Here is a 21,304-nt window from a genome sequence, read left to right on the forward strand (position 1 = left end):
CCGGAGCCGCTTGGTCGTACAATAGCGACTTGCCGCGTACTCACGGCCTGACTTACGCCCCTGTTTTATGTCTCTCTTTACCCCTGCTGTTACTGCTGAAGCCTGTTTTGCCCTGCTCGACGATATAGACGCGAGTGCGGCAGATGCACGCTCACGTCTGTACACAGGTTATCTGGGTGTGCTGTCGTGCCAGCACGCGTCGCAACTTCCTGCGCTATTGGATGAGATGCAGCAGGCTCTGAGGCAAGGGAAATTTGCCGTCAGCCTCTTCAGCTATGAACTGGGCGCGGCCTTGCACAACATCGCCCCCCATGCAGGCGAACAGCCTTTGGCTGAAATCCTTTTATTCGAACACTGCGAACACCTGGCATCAGCACAAGTAGAAGCATGGCTGGCAGCACAAGCTTCGTCTGTTGCCGCGGCCGGTATCGCGCAGGTAGTGGCAGATACCGATGAGGGTGCATTCAGTGCAGCGATAGCGCGCATACATGACTACATCGCCGCCGGTGATACCTATCAGGTGAACTACACCTATCGTCTGCGCTTCGATGCCTACGGTTCGGTGCACGCCTTGTATCGCCGTTTGCGTGAACGTCAGCCAGTGCCCTACGGTGCGTTGATCGGTTTGCCTGACGGTCGTGCCGCTCTATCGCTGTCGCCGGAATTGTTCGTGCGTCACGATGATGGCGTGCTGACTGTGCGACCGATGAAGGGCACTGCTGCTGCCAGCGGTGATGCGCAGCAGGATCGGCTTGCCGCGAACGCCCTGGCGGCCGATACCAAGAATCGCGCCGAGAACCTGATGATAGTGGACCTTTTGCGTAATGACCTGGGACGTGTCGCGCAGACGGGCTCGGTCAAGGTTGATAAATTATTCGATGTGCAGCGCTTTAGCAGCGTGCTGCAGATGACTTCCACCGTGCATGCGCAATTGCATGGGGCGGCGGGTTTGCCCGAGATATTTGATGCGCTGTATCCATGTGGTTCGATTACCGGTGCACCCAAGCATCGCACCATGCAAATCATCCGTGAGCTGGAAACCAATCCGCGTGGTTTATACACAGGTGCGATCGGTTACTTTGATCCGCCGCGAGCAGCGCAAGCCCTGGGTAATTTCTGTCTGTCTGTACCGATACGTACCTTGCAATTGCAGGTGCCGAATCAGGATGGCATACGCAAGGGTGAAATGGGTGTGGGCGCCGGGATCGTGCATGACAGCGTAGCGGCAGATGAATATGAAGAGTGCCGCCTGAAGGCGCGTTTCCTGATCGGTATGCAGGCAGAGTTTGAATTATTCGAAACCATGTATGCGACGCGCGCCGATGGCGTGCGCCATCTGGACAGGCACTTGCAACGCCTCGCCGCATCTGCGACTTACTTCAGCTTTTCCTATGACGAAGAAAAAATCCGTGCCGCACTGCATGCGGCATGCGCGACATTCGATGATGCATCAGCACGCAGGTTGCGCTTTGCCCTGAAACAGGATGGCAGTCATACGATACAAAGTGCAGTTCTGACGCCGCTGGTCGAGCCGGTGAAAATACTGCTGGCAGAGCAGGCAGTGGATGCCAGTGATCTCTTCCTGCGGCACAAAACCACGATACGGACTGCCTACGACGCCGCATGGCGTGCAGCAGAACAGCAAGGTGCCTTCGATCAATTGTTTTGCAATACGCTGGGACAGGTGACCGAAGGCGGACGTAGCACGCTCTTCGTCAAATTGCAGGGTCGATGGTATACGCCGCCACTCAGTAGCGGTTTGCTGCCCGGCGTGATGCGTGCAGCTGTGCTGGATGATCCGGTGTGGAGTGCGCAGGAACGCATCCTGACGCTGGAGGACTTACGCAATGCAGAGCAAATTTTTGTTTGCAATGCATTGCGTGGCGTTGTGCCGGCTGTGGTCGTCTGGTCGTAACGAAGGAATCAGATCTTTACGCTGGCAGCGTAACTGTGAAGCAGCTGCCACCACCTGCGCGTCCGCTGCAGACCACTTCACCGCCATGCGCACGCGCTATCTGTTGTACCAGGCTCAGGCCCAGGCCGACGCCGCCTTCACGTTCACTTGCACCCGGCAGACGATAGAACGGCGCGAAGATATTTTCGCGTTCGGCTTCCGGCACACCGGGGCCGCCATCGCATACCTGTAATACGACCTTGTTGCCTGTCTTCTTCAGGCTGACATCTATCGGCGTACCGTTGCCATAGCGTCGTGCGTTCTCCAGCAGGTTACGCACCAGGCGGCGCAGCAAGCGTGCATCACCGGGAGTTTCTACCGATTCGGTTTCCAGTTGCGCATCTATGCGTGCGCATTCCTCTGCGACCAAAGCGGTTAAATCGATCGGTTCAAATACCTGTACCGTATCAGCGGTCGCATCGAGGCGACTGGCGAGCAGGATTTCATCGATCAACTGATCGAGTTCGCCGATATTGCGTTTGAGTTCATTGCGCATCTCCGGCTGTGCATCGGGAGCCATCAATTCGACTGCCATGCGTATGCGCGCCAGTGGCGAACGCAATTCATGCGAGGCATTTGCCAGCAGTGCTTTTTGCGCATCGACCAGGGCTTCGATACGCGCTGCAGAGCGGTTGAAACTGGTCGCGAGGCGTCCGACCTCATCTTTGCCTTCGACCGCGATACGCGTCGATAGCTGGCCTGCGCCCAGTGCTTCGACACTGGTTTGCAGTCGCTCCAGACGACGCGTCAGGCGACGCACGATAGGGTAAGCACCTATACCCATCGCGAGGCCGATGATGACCAGCGTGGTAAAGAAACTGAACGGTGGTTTGCGCCGCCCCGGATGTTGGCCTACCAGCCAGCGGTCATCCGGCAATCTGACTGCGAATACCGGTGGTCCGCCGCCCAGCCAGCCGCTCGTGGTCTGGGTTTCATCCAGCGGTGGCAGTTCGCGGCCTATCGAGGCGATCTTTTCGCGCTTGGCGGAGTACAGCGTGAGGTCGGCGCGCATGCGCTGACGCCAGCGGTTCAATGCTTCCTGCTGTTCCTCATTGCTGGCATCGGCTGGTGGCAAGACGTCGGCAGCAATCGCAGCAAACGATTCCAGGCTAGGCCCGATCTGGCGTGATTCGGTATTAATGCGCCAGGCCGACGCGAACAATATGCCCGCGATCGTCAGGCTGATCAGCATGGCGAGGTAGATGCGGATGTAGAGCCGGTGCGACCAGCTGAAACGTCCTGGTGTTGCTGCGTCAGACATCCTGCGCCTTTGCAAATACATAGCCGGCACCACGCACGGTGATGATGCGTTTCGGCTGTTTGGGGTCATCTTCTATCGCCGCGCGCAAACGACCGATATGTACGTCGATGGAGCGATCAAAAGCCTCTAGCGGCTCGCCTTTGACTACGTCCATTAACTGTTCGCGCGAGAGTACACGTCCGGCGCGATCAGCCATCGCTGCCAGCAAATTGAATTGATACGAGGTGACTGGTTTTTCCTGATCGTCGAGCCGGATTACACGCGCATCCAGATCGATCTCGAGGCGGCCGAAGCGCAAGACGCGCTCATTGTTGGCAGCCACGCCTTGCTGGCGTCGTAATACGGCCCGCAGCCGCGCCAGCAACTCGCGCGGTTCAAACGGTTTTGGTATGTAATCATCTGCGCCAAGTTCCAGCCCCACTACGCGATCCATAGGGTCACCCTTGGCGGTCAGCATGACGATGGGCATCGATGCCAGCGGTTGTGCCTGGCCGCGGATTTGTCGACAGACGTCAAGGCCGTCCGCATCCGGCAGCATCAGGTCGAGCAGCACGATAGAGAAAGCTTGCGTGGCGGCAGCTTGCTGCAATTGCAGCAGACCTTCGCTCGCAGTACCGCTATGCGTGACCTCGAACCCGTTCTGGTTCAGGTAAGTGGCGACCATGCTGGCTAAGCGCTGGTCGTCTTCTATCATCAGTAGGCGTTGTGTCATGGGGCTAGAACTCATTTCATAAATATCCGCGAGTGCGAACGCGGCTATTTGGGAGGTAGTGCAAGGCGTGTCGCGCGGCCAAGGGTGGTCCCCTTGGCAAGCGGCGCAACGCAGCAATACGCCCAAATAGCCCGTTCCCTTCGGGTTCTTACCAAAAGCGGCGCTGGCCGCGTTGCGCTCCTTGCGCATAGGTTACTATGCGACGCGTCGCACGCCTTGCCAGCACCGCTTTTGGTAAGAACGCATCTCACGGATATTTATGAAATGAGTTCTAGTGTAACGCGTAGTGCCCCGCTTTGACTCTCAGTGACGCGCGCTAGCGTCCAAATTAATGGAGGCTGGCGCGGTCATGCTACGTGGTTTAGCTTACTGGGCAGCTGGTGCTGCTGGCGGTGGACCTTTGCGACCGTGGTCGCGGTCATGACCTTCAGGGCCAAAGCGGTGACCGAAACCACCACGGTGTTTGCTCAGTTGTTCAACTGCTTTCACACGTTGTGCCGGGGTCAGTACTTCGGCTGCATCAGCAAATGCCTGGGTCATGCGGCGCGAACGCTGATCAGCCAGTTTTTGCTCGGTCTGACGTACTTGTTCCAGTGCCTTGCGGTCGATTGTTGGTTGCGCCAGCAGTTTCAGGCCTTGTTCATGCGCTGCACGGTTTTGTTCCATGATGGGACGCAGGTCGTTGAAAGCCGACTTGGCGATTGCGCCGAGTTTGGTTTTTTGCTCCGGTGTGGCATCCGGTACTACGCGTTTGAGCATGTGGTCAAAGCGCTTCTCGGCACGTTCAGGATTCATTTTGCCGTGTGGCCCACCTTGTTTCTGTTGCTGGGTAGCTTGTGGCGCCTGGCCTTCTTGTGCGTGGCTGATGCCGACGATGGAGAGGGCGCTGAAGATCGCGGCAGTAGCGCCTACCATCATCAGGCGACGTGCACGACCGGCAGCAGGTACGACGGCTATGGTATTGCGTGTTTGTTGGCTATTCATTCTAAGCTCCTAGTTTGGCTATGGTGCCTGCTGTGTGATGCAGGCATGTTGGTACTTTAGGAGTTCACTGTTGCGGATTCGCTTGTGAGCCGTAAAGTTATGTAAAGGCCTGACAAGGGTGGAGAAAGGCCTGACTTGGTGCATCTGGTCCGGCGCTATTCTGGTGAATAACGCTATTTGCACTGCTTTGGGTTGCGCCAGACACGGATAGCAGGGCGATGCTTGGCATAGCTTTTGCACCATGGCAATGGTGTCTGTGATCACAGATAGCAGCCTGACGATAATAAGGAATAACAATGAAACGGCGCCATTTTCTCCAGGCCAGCTTGCTGGCAACTCCAGCATTGATGCTCGTGTGCCAGACGCAAGCAGCCGATACACGAATTGCGCATATCAACGACGCAATCAATAAATCCGGACGTCAGCGCATGTTGTCGCAACGGCTGGCGAAATGTTATTTACAGATCGGTCAGGCGATTGATATGCCGCGCTCACAAAAGCTATTCAATGCGTCGCTGACAGTATTTGAAAAACAATTGGGCGAGCTGGAATTGTTTGCGCCGAATGCAGAAAATAAGGCAACGCTGGCGAGTCTGAAAAAGACCTGGGGCGCTTATAAAACTGCGTTGCAGGGCAAGATGCCCAACCAGCAAGATGCAAAGGCTGTGATACGACTCAGTGAAGAGGTGCTGGCGCTGGCACATACATCCACGCTGCAACTGGAAAAAATTTCCGATACTGCGGTCGGTCATCTGGTGAATATCGCCGGACGTCAACGCATGTTGTCGCAACGCATGGCGAAGTTTTATCAGGCGATCAATTGGGGAGTGGCGTCATCCGAAGCATTGCCGGGCCTGATCAAGGCGCGTGATGAATTCCTGGCTGCGATGGCGGAGTTGTCATCGTCACCCAAGAATACGACACCTATCAAACAGGACATCCTGCTGGCGCAGCAGCAATGGTTCTTCTTTGATCAGGCCCTGAAGAGCAATGCGATCAACGAAGACACCAGGCTGCGTTTCGCCACCAATGTAGCGACCAGCAGTGAACGCATACTGGAAACGATGGACCGGATTACCGGTATGTATGAACAGCTGGGTTAGTCGTTCAGCATGTGCTTAGTGTGCTTGTCCGCACACCACGCATTTGGCATTGCGTCTGATCTTGATGCTGCTCCATTCCATGGTGCGTGCATCCAGCATTAGCAAACGTCCGGCGAGTGACTCACCGATGCCGACGATGAGCTTCAATGCCTCGGCCGCCTGCATGCTGCCGACGATGCCGACCAGCGGCGCGAAGACACCCATGGTGCCGCAATTCACATCTTCAAATTCCTGGTCTTGCGGGAACAGGCAGGAGTAGCACGGAGCGTGTTCGTCGCGCTGATCGAACACGCTGATCTGCCCGTCGAATTTGATGGCGGCGCCGGATACCAGCGGTACTTTGTTGGCGACGCAGGCGCGATTGACGGCGTGGCGTGTCGCAAAGTTATCGCAGCAGTCGAGCACCACGGTTGCACTGCGTACCAGTTCGTCCAGGCGCTCGCCGGAAACACGTTCCTGCAATGCCACTACTTCGATGGTCGGATTGATTTCTTCCAGTGTCTGTTTGCCGGAAGCAGCTTTGGCCTGTCCGACGCGTTGCGTGGTGTGCAGGATTTGTCGCTGCAGGTTGGTCAGATCTACCGTATCGTCATCAACCAGCGTGATCGTGCCTACACCAGCAGAAGCCAGGTAATAAGCAGCAGGCGAGCCGAGTCCGCCGGCACCTATGATCAGGACGTGGGCCGCCAACAGTTTTTCCTGTCCTTCGATATCGATTTCATCGAGCAGGATGTGGCGTGAGTAGCGCAGTAGTTGCTGGTCGTTCATAAGTAATCCGTATCGCGTGGCACAGCGTAAAAGCCGTCGGGACAATCAAAAAAAGCCGCATCGCTGCGGCCTTTTTTGTTAGCGGTCACGACTATTTTTTGTCGCCGTTTTTCGGTTCTGCTTTAGGGTCTGTCTTGGGCTTGTTGATGCCGGGTTCTTCTTTCTTCGGCTCAGGTTTCGCTTTGGACAGCACCACAGGCAAACCTTTCAGGTGGTTCAGGGCTTGTGCCAACTGGAAGTCATCCTTGCTGCCGAATTCCAGTGGTTTGCGTTTTTTCTCCAGTGCAGCCAGGCGTTGCTCTTCTTCCAGCTCATCGACAGCGGCGTGTACTTCAGGGCCTTTGTCTTTGTCGTTGGTCAAATGCTTTTGCAAGTCTGCTTCGCGCAGGCGCAGGCCGTTCAGGCCGTCACCGTCTGCGGTTTCATCCACCATCAGATCAGGCACGATACCTTTGGCCTGGATCGAGCGACCGTTCGGTGTGTAGTAACGCGCGGTGGTCAGTTTGACTGCGGTATCGGCAGACAATTGACGTATCGTTTGTACTGAGCCTTTACCGAAGGTCTGGGTGCCCATGATGGTGGCGCGCTTGTAATCCTGCAAGGCGCCGGCCACGATTTCAGATGCGGATGCGGAACCGGAGTTGACCAGTACGACCATCGGGATTTTTTTCAATGCTTCCGGCAATTTGGCCAGCGGATCACCGACTGAACGGCTTGCATAGAATTCGCGGCGCGCATAGAAGCTGGCTTTGGAGTCCGGCAATTGACCATTGGTCGAAGTCACGACGACGTCTTTCGGCAGGAAGGCTGCAGAAACACCGATTGCACCCGGCAATACACCGCCCGGATCATTGCGCAGATCCAGTACCAGACCTTTGAGGTTAGGATCTTGTGCATACAGGGCAGCGATTTTCTTCGCCATATCGTCTACGGTCGGCTCCTGGAATTGCGAGACGCGCAGCCATGCATAGCCTGGCTCAACGATTTTTGCCTTGACGCTTTGTACGCGGATTTCCTGGCGCGTGATCGTGACGATGATCGGTTTATCTTCATCCTTGCGCGCGATGGTCAGCGTGATCTTGGTGTTTGGTTCGCCACGCATACGCTTGACTGCTTCGTCCAGCGTCATGCCTTTGACCGGAGTTGAATCCAGACGTGTGATCAGATCGCCTGCCTTGATGCCAGCGCGATATGCAGGGGAATCTTCGATAGGGGAAATGACTTTGACGTAGCCGTCTTCCATTCCGACTTCGATGCCGAGGCCGACAAACTTGCCTTGCGTACCTTCACGCAATTCCTTGAAGGCTTTTTTGTCGAGGTAGGCTGAGTGCGGATCCAGCGATGACACCATGCCGGAAATTGCTTCTGTCAGGAGTTTCTTGTCGTCGACAGGTTCGACGTAGTCCGATTTGATGAGTCCGAATACTTCGGACAATTGGCGCAATTCTTCCAGAGGTAATGGCGTACCGGCAGCATTTTTCTGCGCCATCGCATCCAATTGTGTCCCCATCGCGATCACGCCGGCAACCATGCCTAAACCGACCAGTCCGATATTCTTGAGTTTCGTTCCCATGTTCACCTAATAGTTACCCAACTGAGCGGGTCAAACGCACGGCCTTGGTGCCGCATTTCAAAGTATAAACCTGATTGCTCATTGCCGCCGCTATTACCTGTGCTGGCAATCACATCGCCGGATTTGACGGCGTCGCCAGCGTGTTTTAGCACGGATTGATTATTGCCGTAAATCGTCATGTATTGGCCGCCGTGGTCAACAATGATTAAATTGCCAAATCCGCGCAGCCATTCGGCAAAAACCACGCGGCCAGCCGCCACCGCCTTGACTTCGCTGCCTTCCTCGGCGCGTATGAACAAGCCTTTCCAGCTTGGCCCGTCGCCGCGCTTGCTGCCGAATTTGGCGACCAGATCGCCGCGTACCGGCAGGCGTAAACGCCCGCGCAATGCTGCGAACGCTCCGTCTTGGACGCCGGCATCAGGGGTGAGTTCATTGCGAGCGAGTGTTTTACTTGGTGGTTCGTCGTCCTCAATGGCGTCCGGATTGCTGATTTTGCCATTGGCGGTGCGGTCAGGCGTATTGCGGGTTTTGGCCTGCGCCTGGCGTTTTTCACGTTCTGCCTGGGCGCGTGCGATGCGCTCCTGGCGGCGTTTTTCGGCTGCCGCGGCTTCTGCTTTGCGCTGTTCCTGGATCAGGACCGCCAGTTTGTCGACCAGGCTGGAAAGGCGGCGTTCATCACGTTCGATATTGCCGACTTCCTTGCGCTGCGCCGTCAATTTGCTGGAAAGCTGCGCCAGCAGGGCCGAGCGCTGGGCTTTTTCCTTTTGCAGGATGGCATGCTGTTCACGTGCCTCGGTCGCGATTTCATCCAGTTCCTGCTTGGCGTTCTGCACTTCTGCCTGATTTTCCTCGATCGCAGCCAGATTGGCGCGCAGCGACTCGATCAGGGTTGCCTGCGCACGCGAGACATAGCCCATGTATTGCAGTTCGCGGTTGATGCGGTTCGGGTTATCACCTGAAAGCAGCAATTTGATGCGGTCTTCATTGCCCGCCACGTATTGTTCGCGCAGCAGCTTGGCGAGCTGGCTTTGCTGGGCTTCGACGATTTTCTGCAGGGCGGCTTGCTGTTTCGATAATTCGCCGAGCTTGGCTTCGGTTTGCCTTTGCTCCTGCGCCAGGTCGTTCAGATTGCGTTTGGCGTCGGAAATGGCTTCTTCCGACTGGGCCAGGGCGTCTGCAGCGTAGCTTTTGGCGGTTTCGGTCTTGTCTATGCTGCGTTTTAGCGTACTGAGCTTTTGTCGCAGGTCGGCGCGTTCTGTTTCGGCTATCTTTTTTTGCTTGCTGCGGTCAGTCGTCTTTTGCGCGTAGGCAGAACCCAGCAGGCTGAAAGACAGCACGATAGCGGTGACGGCGGCAAAAACGCGCATGCCCGTGCGGCCTGGCTGGTGCGGGCTGACGGGCATGGCGGGCTTGCTGTTAATGCGTGTTGGCAATGAAATGGGCACTGCGCTTACTTGCTTTGTCCATGACTGGCGGCGGCCTGGACTGCTGCCTGCAGTGATTCCTGGTCGCCAAGGTAGTAATGTCGTATCGGTTTCAGGTTTTCATCCAATTCATAGACGATAGGACGGCCGTTGGGGATACTGAGCGAAACAATGTCCTGATCGCTGATATCGTCCAGAATCTTGATCAGTGCGCGCAGGCTGTTGCCGTGGGCTGAAATAATGATTTGCTTGCCGGCACGTATCGACGGCACGATAGTTTCGTTCCAGTACGGTTCTACGCGCAGCAAAGTGTCTTTCAGGCATTCGCCCAGCGGGATTTGCTCGCGTTGCAGATGGGCGTAGCGCGGATCGTCAAACATGGTACGTGGATCGTCTTGCGCCAGGTGTTTAGGCGGGATGTCGTAGCTGCGACGCCATTGCAAAACCTGATCGGCACCGTATTTTTCAGCTGTTTCGGCCTTGTTCATGCCTTGCAGCGCACCGTAGTGACGTTCGTTCAGATGCCAGTCGCAGACCACAGGTATCCACATCAAATCCATCTCGTCGAGTGCGATCCAGAGAGTGCGAATAGCCCGTTTGAGCACGGAGGAATAGGCCAGATCAAACGTAAAGCCTGCCTCACGCAGCAATTCGCCAGCATGTTTGGCTTCGTTGCGACCTTTTTCCGTCAAATCGACATCGGCCCAGCCGGTGAAGCGGTTATCGAGGTTCCATGTGGACTCGCCGTGGCGCATCAATACGATTTTGTACATGGTTCAATTAGATAATTAATGGTTTTTTGATGCAAAATGCCGAATCCGAATTGTATTCGGTCTTCTATTTTATAATGCGAACACTCTTTCAACTAATTGGATCACCGTGAAATTCTTCCTTGATAACATTTTCCTCATCGGTATTATCATTTTGTCCGGCGGCGCTTTGGTCATGCACACTCTGCAACGTGTAGGCGCAAAAGTTACTGCATTGCAAGCAACCCAGATCATTAATCAGGGAAAAACGCTGATTCTTGACGTGCGTCCCGCAGCTGATTTTGCTGCTGGCCACATCCGCGACGCGAAAAATATCCCATTGAAAGAATTGAAAGGCCGTGTGGCGGAATTGGAAAAATTCAAGGACCGCCCGGTAATCGTCGTTTGCAACAAGGGCTTGCAATCGAACAAAGCAACCACACTTTTGAAAAAAGAGGGTTACACCGAAGCCGTTAGTTTACTCGGTGGGCAGGATGCTTGGCAATCGCAAGGCCTGCCGGTCACAAAGTAAGAAGGAATATTTATGACTGCGCATGTAGTGATGTATAGCACAGGGGTTTGTCCTTATTGCACGATGGCAGAGCGTCTGCTGACGGCCAAAGGCATCTCCAATATCGAAAAAATCCGTGTTGACCTCGATCCGGCGCAACGTGCTGCGATGATGGAAAAGACCGGACGCCGTACGGTGCCGCAAATTTATGTGGGGACAACCCATGTTGGCGGTTTTGACGATTTGAACGCGCTGGAGCGCCAAGGCAAGCTGGATGCCTTGCTGCAAAGCGCGTAAGCGTATAAATTCTTTTATTTGCAAGTAAGCAGGAGGGCAGTGCCCTCCTTATCCAATCTTATTGAAAGTGCTTCATGGCTGACGAAAATCTGCAACCTTTATTCCAGATCCAACGTGTTTACCTGAAAGATCTGTCGCTCGAACAACCGAATTCCCCAGCCATCTTCCTGGAACAGGAACAGCCAAATATTGAAGTCGCCGTAGATGTAGGCGCACAGCCGCTGGCCGAAGGCATCTTCGAGTCGACCGTGACGATTACCGTTACCGCGAAAATTGCAGACAAGACCGCATTCCTGGTTGAAGGCAAACAAGCTGGTATTTTCGAAATCCGCAACATCCCTGACGAACAACTGGATCCGCTGCTCGGCATCGGTTGCCCGAACGTGATCTACCCGTACCTGCGTGCGAATATCGCTGATGTGATTACCCGTGCCGGTTTCCCGCCAGTACACCTGAGCGAAATCAATTTCGAAGCGTTTTACCAGCAACGTCTGGAAGCCCTGGCCAAGCAACAAGCTGAAAGCAGCCCTGGCATCGTAATGGCAGACGGTTCGGCAGCAAGACACTAAGTTTTCAATCTGCCTGCAGTGTGCGTTGCCGAACGCGCCTGCAGCGCGTCAGACTATCCCTAAGGTGATTTATGAAATGGTCCGCCCCGTTTATTCCTGTTTTGCTGGTGACCATGCTGGGTACAAGCGCCGCGCATGCGGTTGAGTACAAATCCGTAGGGAGTAATCCCGCCGTGTTGTACAACGCCCCGACCGAGAAAGGCCGCAAGGTATTTGTCGCACCGCGTGGCATGCCGGTAGAAGTGGTGTTGACGCAGACCGGCTGGAGCAAGGTGCGTGATGTTGCCGGCGATCTGGCCTGGATAGAAGCCAAGGCCTTGAGTGCGAAACGCAATGTCATCGTAACCGCTGCCAATATCAAGCTGCATACGACGGCAGAAGATGCGTCGGCCGTGGTTGCCACCGCTGATAAGGGCGTGTTGCTGGAACTGGTGGCCCCACCTGCTGCCGGCTGGGTCAAGCTGAAGCATCGCGATGGCCAGACCGGCTATGCCAAATCCAGTGAAGTGTGGGGCGAGTAAGCGTCACAACTGTTGGTCGCTGCACGATAGCTTGAGCGCGGCCTGATCGCGCTGTAGTGTAGCCTGTTAGTATTCTCTCCATCTTCTACACACATCCACCGCATGAATATTTCTATACTAGGCGCAGGCGCATGGGGTACGGCTTTGGCGATGTCGCTGGCCGAACGTCACAGCGTCATGCTGTGGGGCCGTGATGCAAACGTGATGCAGGCGGCGCAACAGGCGCGTGAGAATGCGGCTTATCTGCCCGGCTTTCGTTTCCCTGACAGTCTCTTGCTCAGCTCCGATCTGGATGCGGCGATTCAGCATGTAGGCAGCGACGGCCTGTTGATCGTTGCCACTTCGCTGGCCGGCTTGCGACCGCTGACTACACAACTGCAGGCGTATGCAATTCCGAACCTGGTCTGGTTGTGCAAGGGTTTCGAAGAAAAAACACATTTATTGCCGCATCAAATCGTGCATGAAATCCTCGGTGATGCGATTCCTGCTGGTGCCTTGTCCGGCCCTTCGTTTGCGCAGGAAGTGGCGCGCGGTTTGCCGTGCGCACTGGCGATTGCATCGGACAGCGCAGCCTTGCGTGAGCGCGTGGTGAATGTGGTGCATGGCCCGGCGATACGCATATACGCGACCGATGATTTGACAGGCGTCGAAGTCGGTGGCGCAGTAAAGAATATCCTGGCAATTGCCACCGGTATTATCGATGGTCTCGGTCTTGGCCTGAATGCACGGGCGGCTTTGATCACCCGCGGTTTGGCGGAAATCACGCGCCTCGGTGTGGCGCTGGGCGGAAGAGCCGAAACGTTTAATGGCCTGGCCGGAATGGGCGATTTAATCCTGACCTGTACCGGTGATTTATCGCGCAATCGTAAAGTTGGTCTTGGCCTTGCCGAGGGCAAGAAGCTGGCGCAGATCGTGACGGAGCTTGGTCATGTGGCAGAGGGTGTCCGTTGTGCGCAGGCAGTGCGTGAACTGGCACTTGAACACAGCGTTGATATGCCGATAGCGGATGCGGTCGCCGCCGTACTGTTTGATGGTGACTCACCGCGTGATACGGTCAAGCGTTTGCTGTCCCGCGATCCACGCGATGAAGTAGCCTGAGAGTGTAGTTAATCCTGCGGCAGTGCCGTCCGGCGCTGCCCGCTTGCCATCAATGCTGCAATAGCAGCGTCAATAAAACCGACGAGTCTTCCAGCGCGTGCAGCGAATGTTTCTCGCCGCCTGCCAGGTACACCAGTTCACCGGCGCGCAGGGTTTGCGTGGATTGATGTGCGTGCAGTTCAATCGCACCTTCCAGGCATTGAATCGTGACAGCACCGGGCACTGAATGCTCGGGCATGCCTTTGCCGCATGGCAGAACCAGGCGCATCAATTCAAGTTGCGGGGTTTTGAACAAGGCGTTCGAGACGGAGCTGGAGATGCGTGTGCCGAGTGGGCGTATGTCGATCAACTGGCCGGATGTTGCATGCGGTAGAGCCATTATGTTCTCCTCTAGCTGTTGTCACGTGCACTACGAGTAACGAGCGTCCCGCATTTGTTATAACAAACAAAACGGGCAGGAGCAATCGGCAATGCGATTGTCGATAAATTCAGTCGGGTATTTGGTGCTGCCGGCGGATGGTTGCCTGCTTACTTCTCTTCCGGTTCTGACAACTTGGTTTTCAGCAAACGTTTCAATTCTTGTCGTTGTCCGGAAACGGATTTTTGATGTGCACCACCGACACGTTGTTTGGCGGCGAGCGCGACGTAATTGCGCGGCTTCAGCGCTTTTTGCGAAGGCTCTATGCGTATCGTGAGCTTTTGTCGTTTAGCGAGTGCTTTATTGGCCATGATCTGAATAAGACCCGCATGGTCAGACCATGCGGGTCGTCAACTTACAAGACGTAACGTGACAGATCCTCATTCACTGACAAGGCGCCTAGTCTTTCGTCGACATAGGCAGCATTGATCGCCAGCGTTTGTTCCGGGCTGTCGGTCGCGGAAAACGAAATTTCTTCCAGTAATTTTTCCATGACGGTGTACAGGCGGCGTGCGCCTATGTTTTCCGTTTTTTCGTTAACCGAGTAGGCGATTTCTGCCATGCGCTTGATGCCGTCCGGTGCGAATTCTATCTTCACGCCTTCGGTGCCGAGCAATGCTTCGTACTGCTTGGTCAGGCAGGCATCGGTGCTGGTCAGGATACGTTCAAAGTCGGCGATCGACAACGATTCCAGTTCGACGCGGATAGGAAAACGTCCCTGCAGTTCAGGGATCAGGTCCGATGGTTTGGCCAGATGGAATGCGCCGGAAGCGATGAACAGTATGTGATCGGTTTTGATCATGCCGTACTTGGTGTTGACCGTCGTGCCTTCGACCAGCGGCAGCAAGTCGCGCTGCACACCGGCACGCGAAACATCCGCGCCGCCGCTTTCCGAACGGGTCGCGATCTTGTCGATTTCATCAAGGAAGACGATGCCGTTTTGTTCAACGTTGGTGATGGCTTTTTGCTTGAGCTCATCTTCGTTGACCAGCTTGCCGGCTTCTTCTTCAATCAGCAGCTTCATTGCTTCCTTGATTTTGACCTTGCGCGCTTTTTTGCGCGTGCCGCCTACACCGGAAAACATGGATTTGATTTGCTCCGTCATTTCTTCCATGCCCGGTGGCGCCATGATTTCCATGCTGGGGCCAGCTTCGGCCAGCTCAATTTCGATCTCGGTATCGTCCAGCGTGCCTTCACGCAAGCGCTTGCGGAAAGTCTGGCGGGTAGCGTTGCCGCTGGCATTGCTGTCCGGTGTGCTGCCCGACGACGGGTGAAAGCCAAAGTCGCGTGCCGGCGGTACCAAAATATCGATGATGCGGTCTTCCGCGGCATCTTCGGCGCGTGCGCGTACCTTGCGGGTTTCTGCTTCGCGGGTTTGCTTGATGCCGATGTCGATCAGGTCGCGGATGATGGTGTCCACGTCGCGGCCGACATAACCGACTTCAGTGAATTTGGTCGCTTCGATTTTGATGAAAGGCGCATCGGCCAGTTTGGCCAGGCGGCGCGCGATTTCAGTTTTACCGACGCCGGTCGGGCCTATCATCAGGATATTTTTTGGGGTGATTTCGTGACGCAAAGGCTCGGCAACCTGTTGGCGACGCCAGCGGTTACGCAGTGCGATAGCAACGGCGCGCTTGGCGCGGCCTTGTCCGACTACATGTTTGTCGAGCTCTGAAACGATTTCCTTCGGTGTCATATTCATGATGTTCTTCGCAAAATTTACAGGGTGCGTATTAAGGCAGGCGCTATGCAGTGCGGCTATTCATCCAGCGTTTCGATGATGTGCGACAGATTGGTGTAGATGCAGAGTTCACCAGCGATGGTCAGTGATTTTTTGACGATGTCTGCTGGCGACAAGTCGGTGTTTTCCTGCAAGGCCTTGGCGGCCGATTGTGCGTAAGTACCGCCGGAGCCGATCGCGCCTATGCCGTCGTTCGGTTCGAGCACGTCGCCATTGCCGGTGATGATCAGGGTGGTTTCTTTATCGGCAACCAGCAGCATTGCTTCCAGTCGGCGCAGCATGCGATCAGTACGCCAGTCTTTGGCCAGTTCAACCGAGGCGCGCATCAGGTGGCCCTGATGCTTTTCCAGCTTGCTTTCAAAGCGTTCCAGCAGGGTGAAGGCATCTGCCGTGCCGCCGGCGAAGCCGACCAGTACTTTGCCGTTATAGACCTTGCGCACTTTGCGCGCAGTGCCTTTCATGACGATATTGCCTAATGTGACCTGGCCATCGCCGCCGAGTGCAACAATGTTGCCGCGACGTACTGACAGGATGGTGGTGCCGTGAAATTGTTCCATGCTTGCCTCTGAAGTGAAGTGCCGAGCTGATGAATAATCGCGCCTGGCGCGGAGATTCATGAAAAAGTGGGGGCGGCCTGAGCGATTACAAGTCGAAATTGTGCCGCATGCGGACACGGATTTCAGTTTTTACGGGGGACGATGCGTACGCTGTCGGTCATGCCCATGACATTACACAATGCAACGATGAAGTGATTCGGGCTATGCAATTCTATGGTTTTGCCGCTGCTGATCAGTGGCATCAGGTCACCGAACAGGCGTCCGGCGGCATTGAAATCCATGCGCGTCAGCTGGGAGCAGTCGAGGATAACCGGATTATGCGTATGTGCATAAGCGGCAATATTTTGTCCCAATGTATCGCTGCGGGCATCGATCAGTATCGGCATCATGAAGTGATCGGCATCGGTCTCGTCTGTCGTTGCAGATTCTTCGTGATCCGTTGTCACTTTGTCTTGCGGCGATACAAAGGCGGGTGGTGACACTTCAAAGGTGATGCAGTAATCGATGCTGCGTTCTTCAAAATCGCTTTCGCGGTTCAGCAGGCGCAATACTTCCAGCAGGAGCAGCCATGGCGCTTCGGTTTCATCGCGCCGGCCGACTTGCAGGATACTCTGGATCTTTTCTGCCAGCTCAGGTGCGCCGACCAGGATTAGCTTGTGCCCGGATTTTTGCAGGCGCTTCAGTATATTAAGCAGCAGGCCGCAACCGACCGGATCGACTAGCGTGACACGTGCAAATTCCAGTTTGAGCACCGGGCTCATCTCGGCCAGGTTTTTGATGCGTTCCAGTTGTTTGATAATGCCAGCGTCGAGTTTGGCCGGGAAGGCGATGCTCGGGATAGTGCCATTGCGTGCTGCGGGTGTCTGGCCGGTTTCAGCGCTGCCACCTTCACGCCAGGCGGGCGGCGACATTTCGAACTTGTTGGCAAATTCTATCGACAGGTTTTCAAACGAACTGCGTTGACCTGTGACCTGGTACAGGTCGAACAGCATGCCCCATACGGTCAACAGCGCGTTGCCTGGTGCGTCTTCTGCGATGGCATTGCGCAGCACAGGCTCTATCAGGTCAGTCTGGCCGTTGGCAAACAGGATGGCTGCTTCTTCTATGACCAGCGGCGCTTCTGATTTGGAGATGGCGACCGGACCGATGACTGTTTCTGCGCTGAGCAGGAAGGCGGTGCTGGCACCCATGATGTCAGGCAGCATCGATGGCTGGCCCAACTGGGTTGCGGTGTCGGGTGCTTTGGTGGCTTGCGTGTCGGGCGCGCGTACATTGGTATTGAGGAATTGGCTGGCTGGCCCGGGCATGGTGTTGCCGCTGAACGGTAGCGGCTTGACGAATTCCGAAGACATTTCCGATTCGATGGCGTCGATCTTCAGTGCGGTGGCGTGTGCCGCCATGCGCTGTACGTAGTCGTTTTCGCTTTTTGCATGGACGCGCTGGTCTTCGCGTTTTTTTTGCGAAGATTCCGCCTCAGTCGGCTTGCGAGCTGGCTGTTTATCTTTCTTGCCAAAGAGCGAGAAAATCCCCACGTCTATCCTGGTAAGCAATGGCGTGCAATTTTAATAGCACGCCAAGTTGTAATGCGCCTCTTGCGAGGCGGCGCCAAAAATCCGCTTAAAGGTAACACAAAGCGACCTGCCTACAAAGGCAGGTCGGACTCATCACCCACATATTTATGGGATGCGTTCTAGTGTAGCCAAAAATCCGGCTTCAGCGACACAAAACAGCTTAAAAACTGGTGCGTACACCAACAATCAGGCTGCGGCCGGACAGTGGTGCCACTTCACGCAACACCGAGGTTGACAGGCGTATATCTTCATTCAACAGGTTCTTCGCGATGGCGAACCAGGTGACAGGTGTCGATTTGAAGTTTTGGGTATAAGACAGATTGGCGTCGACCTGGGTATAGGACGGTGCGGCATAGGTCTCAAAACTGGCCAGGCGGTTTTGTTTTTCCGCGTGCAAAACCTTCAGGCCGGAGCGCCAGTTGCCTTCGCGGTAGCCGATTTCCCCGCCAAAGCGGGTGGTCGGCTGCAAGGGCAGGTTGCCGGCACCGCTCAGAGTGCCGCGCGAAGTGTCGGCAAAGCCGCGCCATGAGAAGCCATTACCACGCAGGTTGTAGCTGACTTCGGCTTCGATGCCACGGATGGTGGCATCGTTTTGCGACCAGAAGCGCTGGAGGAATTCGCCGCTAGGATCCGGATCACCGTGGTCATCCACCATGGTGCCGTCGGTGCGGCCATAGACATAGTTCTTCACACGATTCTGGTAGACATTGGTTTTCCAGCGCAGCAGGCCTTCGGTCTTTTGCAGGCTCAGTTCGATATTGCGTGAGGTTTCCTTGCGCAGATTGGAGTCGCCAATATCAAAGGTGGCAGTCGATTCATGCGGGCCGTTCGAGTACAGCTCTTCGATAGCCGGTGCACGTTGTGCTACCGATGCGGTCAGGCCGAGGCCGTAACCCTGGGTAAAGCTCCACAAGCCGCCGAGCGAATAGGAGCCGAGGTTGAAGTCACGCTGTACCAGACCGGACGCTGCATCCGGACGACGTTTGACGGATTCGATACGGGCACCCGCGCTGGCGCGGAAGGGGCCGAAATCGCGCTCTTCCACCAGGAAGGCGGCGACCGACTGGCTCTTGGTAACAGGAACCGTGGCGTGGCTGTGGCCGTGACCATCGTCTACCGGTAAGGCCGAGAATTCCGAGTTTTCGGTTTGCAGGCCGAAAGTACCGCGCCAGCCGGCCAGCGGCTTATGCGTCAATTCCCAGCGTGTTTCGTTGGCCTTGTTTTTGAACTCCGTTGCAGGTGTGCCGTCTTCCAGGTTTTCCGTGTGCTTGTAGTCGGTGTAGCCTAGTTTGAAGCGGAAGGATTCAAAGTTTTCAAATGGATTCTTGATCAGGCCAGCAACGTCGTAGCGGGTTTGCTTTTGCGTAATGTAGGATTTCTCAGCAGTTGGTATGCCGTAACGGTTGTCGTCCGCGCCGACTGATGCACCGATGTAGCCCCAGCTCTGGATGTAGGAAGCACCAAAGCCTACGCTGTTGGAACGCACATACGAATTTGGTAAACGTCCCGAACCCTGGCTAGCATCGCTGGCATTGGCGTAGCCGGGGATCTTGTAGTCATCGGCATCGCGCGCATTGCCATCGACATGCAAACCGATAGCGCCAGCTGCACCGTCGACCGAGAAAGATCCATTCTTCATTTTGTCGGCGCTGCCAAAACGGAGTTCTGCATCGCCGGTCGGTTTGCTGTTGAGTATGGTCGGGATACGGTCATTTACGATATTGACCACGCCGCCGATGGCACCCGAGCCGTATAGCAATGCTGCCGGGCCGCGCAGGATTTCAATCTGGCGTGCGGTAGCTGATTCACCGACTACTGCGTGGTCATTCGACAGGCTGGATGCATCCATGACCGACATACCGTTTTGCAGGATTTTGACGCGCGGGCCTTCCATGCCGCGGATGATAGGGCGCGAAGCGCCGGCACCGAAAGCCGAGGCCGATACGCCGAGTTCTTGCGACAGGGTGTCGCCTAATGAGTTGCCGAGTTTTTCACGCAGCTCATTGCCATACAGAACTTTGGCGGGCGCCATGATTTGTGCACTTTCTTCATTGCTGAAAGGCGAGGCGGTCACGACGACTGCCGGTAAGACTTTTTCCTGCTCTTGTGCAAGGGCGGAGTTGGATAGGGAGGCGAGCGCAGATAGAACGGCGCTGGCCAACAGGGTGCGTTGGGCGATCATGTTACTTCCTTGAAAACGAATGTATGCGAGTGCTAGTCAGACGACGTCTGATTGCAGCAGGAGATGGTGTCGTTTAGGCCGCTGGTGGTGCGCGGGAAGAGAAGTGACAGAGGAGTGGTGCGTCCCACGAGATGTAGGCTGCCCACAGCGCGAGTACGCGTACGCTGGTTTGCAGTACGGGAGAGAAAGGAAGCAGTGGAGCGCCATCAGCCAGCGCCATGCCGTCGAACAGAATACAGGAGTGTGACTTATCGCCTGCGTACTCCAGCTCGGCCACCGCAGTGCCGTGCTCTTCCATCTGATGGTGCTGGATACTGCCCCAATCCGCGTGTTCTATCCGGTGCCGCAAGCCCATCCATTGCGCAAACAGCACGAGCGCAACCAGCAGTGCGGCGAAGCACAGGCGGCGAGTCGTAGTAGCAGATGGCGGGTAAATGGATTTCACGTGGAGTCTTATTTATTCGAAGCCAGTGTTGCGTTATTCATGCGGTAGTACAAGCCCATAGGATCGTCTTTCATGACTTCCATTTTTCCGGAAACGATGATGGGTTCCAGTGTGTATTTGACCGGAGTTTTGGACTTCACTTCCACCACGCCTTCCGGTCCGGCCGGCAGGCAAAAGCTGCAGCTTTGCGGTACCAGCGAAATCAGGAAATGCTTTTGTTTCTCACCTGGTTCCAGCGGCATCATAAAGCCTTGTACCTTGATTTCCTGATTGTTCAGCGCCGCGATCTCTTTGCTGAATTCAGGCAGGATGCGATTCTTTACTTTCACCTGTTTCACTTTTGCCAGCGTGTTCCACGAAGTCACACCCTGGATGTCGTACAGCACCGGCATTTGTCCAGGCGTGTTGCCGACGCCGGGTGGCGCGACGTGTTGCTGGCCTTGCGCTGGTGCTGAGCCTGCGCCGGCGGCGATTGCAAATGCCGGTGCCAGCAAAGCAAACAACAGGATACTGGTAGCAGGGCGCATGATCATTCCGTCAAGTAATCGTAAAGAGTGGTTAGGCATTGTACCGGGCGTATAGCGCTGCCTGGCAAGTGATACTTAATGTACATGCCTAGTGGACATGTTTCATCCCGCATAGTTTGCCTAATGCGAGACCTTTACAGGCGTTGGCAAGTTCCGCATGGCAAGCTTTTTCATCCTTGCCCTTGCTGATGCAACGCGCTGCCGCATAGTGCGCCGCCGCGATTGCCTGATGCTGGGCAATGGTTTCTTTCTTGTGTTCGCTCTCACTGTCTTTCGCTTGCGCAGAAAAGGCCAAGAGCGCGGCGCAAGTGATCAGTAAATATTTCATGTCGGCTCCAT

Annotated in this window: 23 protein-coding genes; 7 read left to right on the top strand and 16 right to left on the bottom strand. The window is 55.5% G+C overall.

Going from position 1 to position 21,304, the window contains the following annotated elements:
- The first annotated feature begins 67 nt into the window (after positions 1–67).
- Positions 68–1,915, top strand: coding sequence for an aminodeoxychorismate synthase component I (pabB, locus tag DBR37_RS10160; RefSeq protein ID WP_124574360.1), 1,848 nt, complete (start codon positions 68–70; stop codon positions 1,913–1,915).
- A gap of 16 nt (positions 1,916–1,931) precedes the next feature.
- Here the strand turns inward: pabB and DBR37_RS10165 are convergent, their stop codons facing one another.
- From DBR37_RS10165 to DBR37_RS10175, 3 genes are all read right to left on the bottom strand, one after another.
- Entirely contained in the window at positions 1,932–3,215 is a 1,284-nt protein-coding gene (locus DBR37_RS10165; protein ID WP_124574361.1) for a HAMP domain-containing sensor histidine kinase, read from the bottom strand.
- Complete coding sequence (locus tag DBR37_RS10170) at positions 3,208–3,909, bottom strand: response regulator (protein ID WP_124574642.1); 702 nt, start codon at positions 3,907–3,909, stop codon at positions 3,208–3,210. Before DBR37_RS10170 ends, DBR37_RS10165 begins: the two co-directional genes overlap by 8 nt.
- A 384-nt stretch (positions 3,910–4,293) precedes the next feature.
- Complete coding sequence (locus DBR37_RS10175; RefSeq protein WP_124574362.1) at positions 4,294–4,911, bottom strand: Spy/CpxP family protein refolding chaperone; 618 nt, start codon at positions 4,909–4,911, stop codon at positions 4,294–4,296.
- A gap of 296 nt (positions 4,912–5,207) precedes the next feature.
- On the opposite strand from DBR37_RS10175, the gene DBR37_RS10180 reads away from it, so the two are divergent.
- The gene (locus DBR37_RS10180; RefSeq protein ID WP_124574363.1) at positions 5,208–6,014 is read left to right on the top strand and encodes a type IV pili methyl-accepting chemotaxis transducer N-terminal domain-containing protein; all 807 of its coding nucleotides are present in this window, start codon (positions 5,208–5,210) and stop codon (positions 6,012–6,014) included.
- A 15-nt stretch (positions 6,015–6,029) separates the two neighbouring features.
- Here the strand turns inward: DBR37_RS10180 and DBR37_RS10185 are convergent, their stop codons facing one another.
- The 4 genes from DBR37_RS10185 to gpmA form a co-directional block, all read right to left on the bottom strand.
- Positions 6,030–6,782, bottom strand: a complete 753-nt coding sequence (locus tag DBR37_RS10185; RefSeq protein WP_124574364.1) for a HesA/MoeB/ThiF family protein — start codon at positions 6,780–6,782, stop codon at positions 6,030–6,032.
- A gap of 91 nt (positions 6,783–6,873) precedes the next feature.
- Complete coding sequence (locus tag DBR37_RS10190; RefSeq protein ID WP_124574365.1) at positions 6,874–8,355, bottom strand: S41 family peptidase; 1,482 nt, start codon at positions 8,353–8,355, stop codon at positions 6,874–6,876.
- Positions 8,356–8,357: 2 nt separating this feature from the next.
- The gene (locus DBR37_RS10195) at positions 8,358–9,722 is read right to left on the bottom strand and encodes a murein hydrolase activator EnvC (protein WP_124574643.1); all 1,365 of its coding nucleotides are present in this window, start codon (positions 9,720–9,722) and stop codon (positions 8,358–8,360) included.
- A gap of 83 nt (positions 9,723–9,805) precedes the next feature.
- Complete coding sequence (gpmA, locus tag DBR37_RS10200) at positions 9,806–10,552, bottom strand: 2,3-diphosphoglycerate-dependent phosphoglycerate mutase (RefSeq protein WP_124574366.1); 747 nt, start codon at positions 10,550–10,552, stop codon at positions 9,806–9,808.
- Positions 10,553–10,658: 106 nt separating this feature from the next.
- On the opposite strand from gpmA, the gene DBR37_RS10205 reads away from it, so the two are divergent.
- The 5 genes from DBR37_RS10205 to DBR37_RS10225 all read left to right on the top strand — a co-directional run bounded on the left by DBR37_RS10205 (position 10,659) and on the right by DBR37_RS10225 (position 13,524).
- Positions 10,659–11,060, top strand: coding sequence for a rhodanese-like domain-containing protein (locus tag DBR37_RS10205; RefSeq protein WP_124574367.1), 402 nt, complete (start codon positions 10,659–10,661; stop codon positions 11,058–11,060).
- Between the two features lie 12 nt (positions 11,061–11,072).
- Positions 11,073–11,336, top strand: coding sequence for a glutaredoxin 3 (gene grxC / locus DBR37_RS10210; protein ID WP_124574368.1), 264 nt, complete (start codon positions 11,073–11,075; stop codon positions 11,334–11,336).
- A 74-nt stretch (positions 11,337–11,410) separates the two neighbouring features.
- Positions 11,411–11,905 carry a protein-export chaperone SecB gene (gene secB / locus DBR37_RS10215; RefSeq protein ID WP_124574369.1) on the top strand — a complete coding sequence of 165 codons (495 nt, stop codon included), beginning with the start codon at positions 11,411–11,413 and terminating at the stop codon, positions 11,903–11,905.
- 71 nt (positions 11,906–11,976) lie between these two features.
- A complete protein-coding gene (locus tag DBR37_RS10220; protein ID WP_124574370.1) occupies positions 11,977–12,426 on the top strand; it encodes an SH3 domain-containing protein in 450 nt (149 codons plus the stop codon).
- Positions 12,427–12,528: 102 nt separating this feature from the next.
- Complete coding sequence (locus tag DBR37_RS10225) at positions 12,529–13,524, top strand: NAD(P)H-dependent glycerol-3-phosphate dehydrogenase (RefSeq protein WP_124574371.1); 996 nt, start codon at positions 12,529–12,531, stop codon at positions 13,522–13,524.
- 49 nt (positions 13,525–13,573) lie between these two features.
- Here DBR37_RS10225 and DBR37_RS10230 read toward each other — a convergent pair whose 3' ends face one another.
- The 9 genes from DBR37_RS10230 to DBR37_RS10270 form a co-directional block, all read right to left on the bottom strand.
- Positions 13,574–13,903 carry a cupin domain-containing protein gene (locus DBR37_RS10230; RefSeq protein ID WP_124574372.1) on the bottom strand — a complete coding sequence of 110 codons (330 nt, stop codon included), beginning with the start codon at positions 13,901–13,903 and terminating at the stop codon, positions 13,574–13,576.
- A 149-nt stretch (positions 13,904–14,052) separates the two neighbouring features.
- Positions 14,053–14,253 carry a hypothetical protein gene (locus DBR37_RS10235; RefSeq protein ID WP_124574373.1) on the bottom strand — a complete coding sequence of 67 codons (201 nt, stop codon included), beginning with the start codon at positions 14,251–14,253 and terminating at the stop codon, positions 14,053–14,055.
- Between the two features lie 44 nt (positions 14,254–14,297).
- A complete protein-coding gene (gene hslU, locus DBR37_RS10240) occupies positions 14,298–15,644 on the bottom strand; it encodes an ATP-dependent protease ATPase subunit HslU (RefSeq protein WP_124574374.1) in 1,347 nt (448 codons plus the stop codon).
- A 56-nt stretch (positions 15,645–15,700) separates the two neighbouring features.
- Positions 15,701–16,240 (bottom strand): ATP-dependent protease subunit HslV, encoded by a 540-nt coding sequence (gene hslV / locus DBR37_RS10245; RefSeq protein WP_124574375.1) that lies wholly within the window; start codon positions 16,238–16,240, stop codon positions 15,701–15,703.
- Positions 16,241–16,362: 122 nt separating this feature from the next.
- Entirely contained in the window at positions 16,363–17,772 is a 1,410-nt protein-coding gene (locus DBR37_RS10250; RefSeq protein WP_233588340.1) for a hypothetical protein, read from the bottom strand.
- A gap of 199 nt (positions 17,773–17,971) precedes the next feature.
- Positions 17,972–19,993, bottom strand: a complete 2,022-nt coding sequence (locus tag DBR37_RS10255) for a TonB-dependent receptor (RefSeq protein WP_124574377.1) — start codon at positions 19,991–19,993, stop codon at positions 17,972–17,974.
- A 73-nt stretch (positions 19,994–20,066) separates the two neighbouring features.
- On the bottom strand, positions 20,067–20,438 hold the full coding sequence (locus tag DBR37_RS10260) for a hypothetical protein (RefSeq protein WP_124574378.1): 372 nt from the start codon (positions 20,436–20,438) through the stop codon (positions 20,067–20,069).
- An 8-nt stretch (positions 20,439–20,446) separates the two neighbouring features.
- Positions 20,447–20,965 carry a DUF3299 domain-containing protein gene (locus DBR37_RS10265; protein WP_124574379.1) on the bottom strand — a complete coding sequence of 173 codons (519 nt, stop codon included), beginning with the start codon at positions 20,963–20,965 and terminating at the stop codon, positions 20,447–20,449.
- 88 nt (positions 20,966–21,053) lie between these two features.
- Entirely contained in the window at positions 21,054–21,293 is a 240-nt protein-coding gene (locus DBR37_RS10270) for a hypothetical protein (protein WP_124574380.1), read from the bottom strand.
- Positions 21,294–21,304: the final 11 nt, after the last annotated feature.

It is taken from the genome of Herminiimonas sp. KBW02 (assembly GCF_003852535.1).
In the GTDB taxonomy this organism is placed as follows: domain Bacteria; phylum Pseudomonadota; class Gammaproteobacteria; order Burkholderiales; family Burkholderiaceae_D; genus Oxalicibacterium.